Genomic DNA, 8,308 nt, shown 5'->3' with positions numbered 1-8,308 from the left:
GGAGTGCCGGCGAAACGTCCTCGTACTGGGTGTACTTGGATGTTTTGCCGGTGCTTCCAGGCGGGATGATCCGGCGTCGCGCGCCCGGCAAGATCGGCCGGGCAGACCCTAGGCCGATCGGCAGGCCGTCGCGGCGGTAGTGACGGGAGGTTCTTTGCGCACGCATGCCATCTCCGAGGTGGGAAGGATCGGGACGGGAAGCGGTGCGAGGGAGTGGCCCACACCTTGCTGGCGCGGGGCCGGTGCCGTCAAGAGCGGGACCGTAAATGGCTGGTGGCGCGGGCATCGCCGCTGGTAGGAAGAGGCGCCATGAGCGAGTACGAACTGCGGGCCGCGCTGCCCGCCGACATCGACGCGGTGCTGGCCTTCTGGGCCGAGGCCGCCGAGGGCACCAGCATCAGCGACGACCGGGCGGGCGTGGCAAGGCTGTTGGAGCGCGACCCGCAGGCGCTGATCCTGGCGGTGGCGGAGGACGTGATCCTGGGTACGGTGATCGCGGGCTTCGACGGCTGGCGCTGTCACCTCTACCGGCTGGCCGTCCACCCGTCGGCCCGCCGCCGCGGCATCGGCGGCGCGCTGCTGGACGTCGCGCACGCCCGCTTCGAGGCGCTGGGCGGGCGGCGGGCCGACGCGATGGTGCTGGAGCACAACGAACTCGGGCAGTCGGCCTGGCAGGCGGCCGGGTACGGGCGCGAGGAGCGGTGGCGCCGGTGGACCCGGCCGCTGGGCTGAGCCGTCGTCAACTTGGCTTGCGTCAGGCGGACTTGAGGGTGCCGCCGTCGACGACCAGGTCGGCGCCGTGGATGTTGCCGGCCCGGTCGGAGAGGGCGAAGACCACCAGGTCGGCGACCTCCTGCGGAGTGGAGAGCCGGCCGGACGCGGTGCCCGCCTGGGTGGGCAGTCCGTCCAGCAGGGCATCGAGGGGGACGCCCATGGCATCGGCCATCCGGCCGCCGTAGCCGCCGGCGGAGGTCCACTGGTCGGTGGAAGTCGGGCCGGGCGAAACGGTGTTGACGCGCACCCCGCGCGGCGCGAGTTCCTCGCTGAGGCGCTTGCCGAACTGGGTGAGTGCCGCCTTGGCCTCCGCGTACCCCACCGGGGAGCCGGTGGGGATGCGGGAGTTGATCGAGGACACGTTGACGATCGCGCCGCGCCGCTCCAGCAGGCTGGGCAGCGCGGCCCGGGTGGTGCGCACCGCCGACATCACGTTCAGGTCGAACAGCGCCTGCCACTGCTCGTCCGCGACGTCCAGCACGCCGCCCAGGGTGAACGTGGAGGCGTCGCCCGCGCCCACGTTGTTGACCAGCAGATCGATGCCGCCGAGCGCCGCCAGTGCCTGCTCGACCGCGCTCTCCGCGCCCTGGCGGGTGCTCAGGTCGGCCGTCGCGACGGTGGCGACCTCCGCCAACTCCTTTGTGGCGGTGCGGGTTGCGCCCACCACCTTCACTCCCTCGGCGGCGAGCGCGCGGGCGACGGCGAGGCCGATGCCGCGTCCCGCGCCGGTGACCAGGGCGGTGCGGCCGTTGAGTCCGAGATCCATGGTTCCTCGTTTTCGGTCGATATTCTTGAACTTGAGGTCAAATATTTGGGCATGCGAAACCGCGCGGGCGGCGCGGTCCATGCTTCTTCGGCGCCCGGGTTTCAGTGTCCGGGTTTCAGTGTCTGGGTTTCAGGGTCCGAAGACGGTGGCGACGGTGGTGTCGACGACCTTGAGGACCGCCTCGCGGTCGTAGGCCCGGGCCATCACCCGCAGTCCCGCGAGTGCGGTCATCAGGAACCTGGCCTGCGCGCTCGCATCCACCGAGCTCGGGACGTCGCCCTCCAGCTTGCCCCGCTCGATGCGCGCGGCCAGCAGGCCGGCGCTGCGGTCGGTCATTCGGCGCACCGCGAGTGCGGCGTCCGCGTCCCGTCCGCCGAGCTCCAGCGCGGTGTTGACGGCGAGGCAGCCGCGACGCACCGGGCCGTCGAAGTCCGCGTCCACCAGCATCGTCAGGAAGGCGCGGATGCACTCCTTCGTGGTGCCCGGCCCTGCCAGGAACTCCTCGGCCAGCTCGGCGCCGCCCCGGTCGTACGCGTCCAGCGCCCGCCTGAAGAGTTCCCGCTTGGAGCCGAAAGCGTGGTAGAGGCTGCCCTTGCCGATGCCCGCCGCCTCGGCGAGTTCGGCCGGGGAGGAGCCGGCGTAGCCGTTCGTCCAGAACACCTCCATCGCCTGCGCGATCGCGGTGCCCTCGTCGAACTGCTTCGGTCGTCCCATGACCTGACGGTACGACATATTTGACCTTGGGGTCAATAATTTGTCGGCCACGGCCGCGGCTTGTTCCACCCACCCGTCGGCGTCCTGCACGTCGATCGCTCCGAAGTCCCCCGCCGGAGTGCCCACATGGGCCGGGCCGGCTGGTATTACTGGGACATGCAGGAAGAGACCGCACGCTCCGCGATCGACACGTTCATCTCCGCGTTCAACGCCTCGGACGACAGCTATGTGACTGCCCTGCTCTCCCAGGCCCTGACCTCGGACGTGGTCTTCTGGGGGCCGTTGGGCCGGAGCGAAGGAATCGCGGCGGTCGAGCGGTTCGTGCTGGACATCCGACGCCACCCGGCGGGGACCGGCACGATGACGCGCTGCTCAGCAGTGGACATGCCCGACGAATGGGCCCGGTACCAGTGGGTGTTCACCATGCCGGACGGAGGCCCCCGCCTGGCGGGAACGGACGTCGTCCATCTACGACGGAGCCTCATCGACCAGGTCATTGTCTTCGCGGGCGAGATCGAGCCGTTCGCCTCCTGAGTCGTCCTTCTGTCGCTGTCCTTCTCCTGAACGGCAGGGGTCAGCAGCTGTGGCTGCTCAGCTGCCGGTAGAGCTCCTTGTGTCCGTCCGGGGTCGGGTGCACGCCGTCGACGAACTGGTGGGGCTGGTCGCGGAGGGGTTCCCACATATCGATGAAGTCGATGTGGTGGTCCTCGCACCAGGCCTGGAGGGTGACGCGCAGGGTGAGGGCTCGCGCCGTGGTGAAGCGGAGGCCCTCGTAGTCGTCGAGCCGTGTTTCGTCGAGCCAGGACGGTCCGGCGACGACCATGCGGGCGTTGTGGCGCTGGGCGGTTGCGGCGAGCGAGGCGAGATGGTCGGCGAGCGAGGCGAGATGGTCGGCGAGGTGGGGCACTTGGGTGTCCGGCGCGGCGACCGGCACGGCCGAGTCGTTGATCCCGGCGGCCACGACCAGCGTGTCCGGGTGGCGGGGAACCAGCAGCGGGGGTGTCTGCTGGGCGACGTCCGCCAAGGTGCTGCCGGGGATGGCCAGGTTGAAGACCCGGTGGGCGTTCTCGTTCGACGCGATGTGCGTCGCCGCCAGGTGTCCGGCCCAGCCGCCCTGGGGGTCGCAGCGGCCGTAGGCGATGCTGTCGCCGACGATCACGATGCGCGCCGCAGGGCGCAGCGGCCTCGCGTCCAGGTAGGCCCAGGCCGTCCGGCCCGAGGTGAGGACCACTCGTCGGCGGGCGTAGTCGTCCACCTCGCAGGCGTCGGCAGCGGCCAGTTCCTGGTCGGTCAGGTGCAGGACGGCGCCCTCGACCGTGCCGCCGAAGTCGCGTACCAGGGTGAGGTGTTCGGGTCGGCCGCTGGTGGCGATCACGGATTCGTCGGTGATCGTGAGGGGCCTGGTCGTGTGACCGGCCAGCGAGGCCGTGGTCGTCGGCACCGTGCGACCGAAGAGGGTGGTTTGCACCTGCGGGTCCAGCAGCGTGTCGAAGCAGAACAGGGCGTGGGGGCGGGACTCGGTCACTGCGGTGCCGTGGCCTTTCACTCGGAACGATCACGTCACCCTATCGGGCCATGGAAGCCCGTCCCTGTGCCGCTGACGAGGGCACTTCGCGCGGACCGCGCATGCTTGCCGGTCGGACTGCTCGCGGCCTCATGTGTGCGCGCTACTGGCCGAGCAGGTGGGCGAAGTCGTAGCCGAGGCCGCCGAGCGTCGGAAGCGCGCCCAGGTCGGTGATGGCGCCGACGGGGATGCTGTAGGTCTGGTCCGGGGTGAGGGTGGCGGCGGCAGCGGCCGGGGTGGAGGCGAGGAGGAGGGTGGCGAGGGCGGTGAGGGCAGTGCGCACGGTGGACTCCTCTGGGGGCTGGGGCTGACGGTTGGTCAACGGGCGGGCAGGGGCGGGGGTGACGCGGGACCGCCCGTTCGGGTGCAGAGGAGGGTGCGTCAGGACGGGAGGGTGCCGGCTTCGGTGGTGAGGCGGGTGGCCGGCTCCTCGGCGAGGCGGGCCGCGGGGCCGCGGGGCCGCGGCGGCGGGAGAGGGCGAGGCCGAGGTGGCGGCGCGGGGCGGGTTCGGCGAGGGGGAGGGAGAGCAGGTCGGGATGGTCAGCTCCACCTCCGGGTGGTCGGCGACGAACCCGGCGAGTGCACCCGGCAGCAGACGTCGGCCGCCGCTGGCGAAGGTGGCGATGGTGAGTGCGGTGCGTGCGGCGGTCAGGCGGATGATCCGCCGTGCGGTGGCGGCGAGTTCGGCTGCGATCGTGTCCGCCGCTTCGACCAGCACCCGGCCCGCGTCGCAAGGGCGGCCGGGGCCGGCCTGGTGACGGCTCGTGGACGGTCAACGGCGACCCGCGGCACCTGCGACGGGCCGCCGAGGCCTCGGCGGCCCGTCTCGGCGTCGAGGCGATCGGCACCCTCGACCTGTGCACCGAACTCGGCCTCGCCTTCCTCCCCTGGAGCCCCCTCGGCGGCATCTCCCTCAGCGCCGTCGACGACCCGACCGCCGATACCCCGCCGACCACCACCCCGTTCCACGCCCTCGCTGCCGCGCACGGGGTCAGCCCCCAACAGGTCTGCCTGGCCTCGCACTTGGCCCAGTCACCGACGGTCGTCCCGATACCCGGTGCCCGTCGCCCCGCCTCCATCCGCGACTCCGCGGCCGCGGCCGGTCTCGACCTCACCGCGGCCGAACTCGCCGCCCTGCGCCTCTGATCGGCCGTTCCCTGGGTGGGCGACGACCGCACCGGCCGTCAATGACCGGTTGTTCTGAGCCACTTGAGTGCGGAGGCCAGCTCGGCGCCGAACTCCTCGCAGTGGGTGATCAGGTTCCGGCCGGCAGTGGTGTCGAGCAGGCCGGCGGTGGCGCGGAGGGTGTCGTGGCAGAGACGTTCGACGGTGAGGTTGCGGGAGGCGAGGTAGCCCAGGCCGTGGCCGCGGACGGAGTCGGGCGGGGTGGCGAGGTACTGGCGGTGGGCGGCCTCCTGCGGGTGGTCGTAGTAGGAGTCCGCGACGAGTTGATCGACGTAGCGGGCGAGCTCGCGCGGGCAGTCGACAACGAACTCGATCTCGTTCGGGGCCGGGTTGTCGAGCGTCTCGCCGAAGGCCAACAGGCGGGCGAAGGTCTCCAGTTGAACGAGTTCGCGGACGTTCGGGTCGTCCACCTCGGAGGTGAAGAGCGGCGCGCGGGACAGCACGGCAGCGGCCTGCGTGTACCGATCGTTCGACTGCTGGTCGGGAGCCGAGATCGCCGACCGGAAGAGGGAATCGACGAGCGCGGGGTCGATGCCCCAGTCGGCGTCCCACCCGAACGCGAGCACCGGCGCCCGCAGCCGCCACAGGGCCAGCGCGGCGGCCTGGCGCTGCTGGACGGGCGTGAGTGCGGCTGATCGACCGGTCGGTGTCGGGTCGTCCTGCCGGAGTTTCTGGTGCATCGTTTCCCGCTCGTGGCTAGGTGATTGACTCAAAGGGACGTCGATGCCTGCGCATCGGGGTCCCGCTGGTTCGAGGTGGTCAGGCCGGTCCGTAGATGGCGCTGCCGGCCTTGGTGACCAGTGCCCAGTACCGGTCGCCGTAGGACCAGTGCCACCACTCGGTGGGGTAGTTGACGAAGCCGGCGTCGCCCATGGTCCGGGCCAGGAGGTCGCGATTGCGGCGCGCCCGGTCCGACAGTCCCGGGGCGTCCAGCGGACAGTACTTCTCGTCCCCCGTGCGGTGGCCGTTCACGGCGCCACCCATGTCCAGCTCGATGCCCTCGGCATCAACGAGCGTCAGATCGAGCGCCGCCCCGGCACAGTGCGGCGCCACCTCGACCGGGGAGACGAAGGCGCTGGCCCGGCGCCGCAGGTCGACAGGGTCGGTGATGCCCGAGCGGCGCAGGCGGTCCTCGTAGAGGGCGAACCGCCGCGCCTGCTCGGTGCTGCTGCGATGCCCCTCTATGACAAGGAACCTGACGCCGTCGGGAAGCCGTTCGGACGCCGAGCGCAGACGTTCGAGCACGCCGGTCCTGACCCGGCCGTAGGCCCCTGCCTCGTCCCGTTCCCGGGAGTCCAGCGCAATTGCCGGGACCGAGGCGATCTCCGCGAGAGGCTCGCCGCAGTCCTGCACGGGGATGTTGACCACCTGGGGATCGCTCAGCAGAATCATGGACCCTGAGCCTAGTGCTGCTCCGCGCTAGGCCGTGTCTCATAGTTGATCTTGTGGTTGGGAAATGTCGTTGAGCCCATGGTCAGCGGTCGAGGAGACTGCCGCCGTGAGCTCTCGACGTTTCGTAACACTTGATCAGGACGGCGCGGCCGACGGGTGGCTGCACGTGGTCGTCGAGGCCCCGACCGGCGTCTTCTACCAGCAGCAGTACGGTGGCCAGCTGTGTCGACAGGGGCAGGCGGAGGGCTTCCTGGTGCCGGTATTCGGCCCTGACGCGCTGGACGCGCTGCGCCAGCTGTTCGAGGAGGAGTTCGCTGGCGCCGGCACGTGGAACTACTCGTGGCCGGATGACGAGCGCGCAAGGCTGCGCGGAATCATCGAAAGCATCCCCTACTGGGCATCCGACGGGCACACGGAGGATCTGCACGTTTTGCGGCTGGACGAGAGTCGAATCCGCGATGCCGACGAGTCCTGGGTGCCGGTGATCACGCCGGACGGCCCCGGAGTGCTGCTGTGGGCAAACTCGGACTGAATCGCGGCGATCAGCTGTCCGCCCTGAGCCAGAGGATCAGCGCCGCGATGACCACTCCGGCCTTGTATCGGGCCGCCAGTTTGTCGAACCTGGTTGCCACTGACCGGAATTGCTTCAGCTTGGCGAAGCACCGCTCGACGACGTTCCGCCCCTTGTAGGCGGTCTTGTCGAAGGCCGGCGGCCGCCCGCCCCGGCTCGCGCGGCGGGCGCGGTTGGCGATCTGGTCCCGGCGTTCGGGGATGGTCGCCTTGATCCGCCTGCGCCGCAGCAGCCGGCGGATCTTCCGGGAGGAGTAGGCCTTGTCGGCCACCACCCGGTCGGGTCTGGTCCTCGGTCGCCCGGTCCCGACGCGCGGAACACGAATCGCGTCGAGGACGGCTGGCAGCATCGTGCAGTCGGCCGTGTTGCCGGTGCTCAGCACGATCGACAGCGGCCGACCCCGGCCGTCGACCGCCAGGTGGACCTTGGTGGTCAGCCCGCCCCGGGACCGGCCGAGCGCCTCGCGGCGCGCAACTGCTGCCGGATCATCCGATTCGTCCTCGGGCTGATCCCCTTTCTGCGGGCACCGGCGGCGTGCTGGTGAGCCCTCGCGACCGTGGAGTCGATCGAGACCGTCCACTCCACGATCCCCACGGCGTCGTTGCGGACTTGGACCTCGCGCAGGAGTGTGGCCCAGGTGCCGTCCTCCTCCCATTGGGCGAAGCGCCGGTAGACGGTCTGCCATGGGCCGTAGCGTTCGGGCAGATCACGCCACGGGGCGCCGGTGCGCAGTCGCCACAGCACCCCGTTCACCACCTGGCGGTGATCACGCCAAGGACGCCCGGCCCCGTCCCGCTGCGGCAGCAACGGCTCTATCCGAGCCCACGCAGCATCCGTTATCTCTCCTCGACTCACCACAAGATCAATTATGAGACACGGCCTAGTTCGTGGAGGGGTGTTGGTCAGGCTGGCTGGTCGCCGAGGTAGAGGTAGCAGGCGCAGTCCAGGCAGTCCTCGGGGTTGCCGAAGGGCAGCCCGGTGGGCAGGAAGTTGTCCTCGTACTTGTCTCGGCTGGCCAGGTACAGGGCGAAGCCCCAGGTGTGCAGCAGGCCGGTGAAGCGCAGGCGGCACAGGGGGAGCTGCTCGCCGTCCTCCAGTTCGCCGCTCACGTAGGCGAATCCGGTGCGGAAGCGGACCTCGACGCGGGCCAGTTGTGGCCAGCGTTCCTTCGCGCGGGCGTTCAGGCGAGCGCGCAGGTGGTGCTGCATCGAGTCGGGTGGGTTCTTCGGCACGGTCCCCATTGGCTTTGTACACGAGTAGCGACGATGTTTTGACGCGACATTCTGAGTCGTGCGCTCGCGCGAATTGGCGGTGCTCACGGGAACGGGAGGCAGTCGTCCCG

11 protein-coding genes and 1 pseudogene are annotated in these 8,308 nt (G+C 70.5%); 4 read left to right on the top strand and 8 right to left on the bottom strand.

Annotated features, from left to right (window positions below; translation table 11 throughout):
• Positions 1–309: 309 nt before the first annotated feature.
• Positions 310–732 (top strand): GNAT family N-acetyltransferase, encoded by a 423-nt coding sequence (locus ACIHEI_RS27225; protein ID WP_396608446.1) that lies wholly within the window; start codon positions 310–312, stop codon positions 730–732.
• 22 nt (positions 733–754) lie between these two features.
• Here the strand turns inward: ACIHEI_RS27225 and ACIHEI_RS27220 are convergent, their stop codons facing one another.
• Both ACIHEI_RS27220 and ACIHEI_RS27215 read right to left on the bottom strand, forming a co-directional pair.
• The gene (locus tag ACIHEI_RS27220; protein WP_396608445.1) at positions 755–1,540 is read right to left on the bottom strand and encodes an SDR family oxidoreductase; all 786 of its coding nucleotides are present in this window, start codon (positions 1,538–1,540) and stop codon (positions 755–757) included.
• 129 nt (positions 1,541–1,669) lie between these two features.
• Positions 1,670–2,254, bottom strand: a complete 585-nt coding sequence (locus ACIHEI_RS27215; RefSeq protein WP_396608444.1) for a TetR/AcrR family transcriptional regulator — start codon at positions 2,252–2,254, stop codon at positions 1,670–1,672.
• Between the two features lie 156 nt (positions 2,255–2,410).
• Here ACIHEI_RS27215 and ACIHEI_RS27210 point away from each other — a divergent pair, with 156 nt between their 5' ends.
• A complete protein-coding gene (locus ACIHEI_RS27210; protein WP_387640928.1) occupies positions 2,411–2,788 on the top strand; it encodes a nuclear transport factor 2 family protein in 378 nt (125 codons plus the stop codon).
• A gap of 40 nt (positions 2,789–2,828) precedes the next feature.
• On the opposite strand, the gene ACIHEI_RS27205 is transcribed toward ACIHEI_RS27210, so the two are convergent.
• Positions 2,829–3,779, bottom strand: a complete 951-nt coding sequence (locus ACIHEI_RS27205; RefSeq protein ID WP_396608443.1) for a GDSL-type esterase/lipase family protein — start codon at positions 3,777–3,779, stop codon at positions 2,829–2,831.
• Positions 3,780–3,921: 142 nt separating this feature from the next.
• A complete protein-coding gene (locus ACIHEI_RS27200) occupies positions 3,922–4,101 on the bottom strand; it encodes a hypothetical protein (protein ID WP_387866518.1) in 180 nt (59 codons plus the stop codon).
• Positions 4,102–4,550: 449 nt separating this feature from the next.
• Here ACIHEI_RS27200 and ACIHEI_RS27195 point away from each other — a divergent pair.
• Positions 4,551–4,964, top strand: a pseudogene (locus tag ACIHEI_RS27195) (aldo/keto reductase); the annotation flags it as partial.
• A gap of 38 nt (positions 4,965–5,002) precedes the next feature.
• On the opposite strand, the gene ACIHEI_RS27190 reads toward ACIHEI_RS27195, so the two are convergent.
• Both ACIHEI_RS27190 and ACIHEI_RS27185 read right to left on the bottom strand, forming a co-directional pair.
• Positions 5,003–5,683, bottom strand: coding sequence for a hypothetical protein (locus tag ACIHEI_RS27190; protein WP_396608442.1), 681 nt, complete (start codon positions 5,681–5,683; stop codon positions 5,003–5,005).
• 79 nt (positions 5,684–5,762) lie between these two features.
• Positions 5,763–6,395 (bottom strand): M15 family metallopeptidase, encoded by a 633-nt coding sequence (locus ACIHEI_RS27185; RefSeq protein WP_396608441.1) that lies wholly within the window; start codon positions 6,393–6,395, stop codon positions 5,763–5,765.
• Positions 6,396–6,501: 106 nt separating this feature from the next.
• Between ACIHEI_RS27185 and ACIHEI_RS27180 the strand changes: the two genes are divergently transcribed.
• Complete coding sequence (locus ACIHEI_RS27180; protein WP_396608440.1) at positions 6,502–6,927, top strand: DUF6210 family protein; 426 nt, start codon at positions 6,502–6,504, stop codon at positions 6,925–6,927.
• 10 nt (positions 6,928–6,937) lie between these two features.
• Here ACIHEI_RS27180 and ACIHEI_RS27175 read toward each other — a convergent pair.
• Positions 6,938–7,821 (bottom strand): IS5 family transposase gene (locus ACIHEI_RS27175; RefSeq protein ID WP_396608455.1). Its coding sequence is split into 2 segments (ribosomal slippage): positions 6,938–7,455 and positions 7,455–7,821, totalling 885 coding nucleotides; the frame shifts between segments, so codons are not numbered across the junction.
• A 47-nt stretch (positions 7,822–7,868) separates the two neighbouring features.
• Complete coding sequence (locus ACIHEI_RS27170) at positions 7,869–8,198, bottom strand: hypothetical protein (protein WP_396608439.1); 330 nt, start codon at positions 8,196–8,198, stop codon at positions 7,869–7,871.
• Between the last annotated feature and the right edge of the window lie 110 nt (positions 8,199–8,308).

Source organism: Kitasatospora sp. NPDC051984 (assembly GCF_044593455.1).
Taxonomy (GTDB): Bacteria; Actinomycetota; Actinomycetes; order Streptomycetales; family Streptomycetaceae; genus Kitasatospora.
This window is presented reverse-complemented; position numbering and strand designations above follow the sequence as displayed.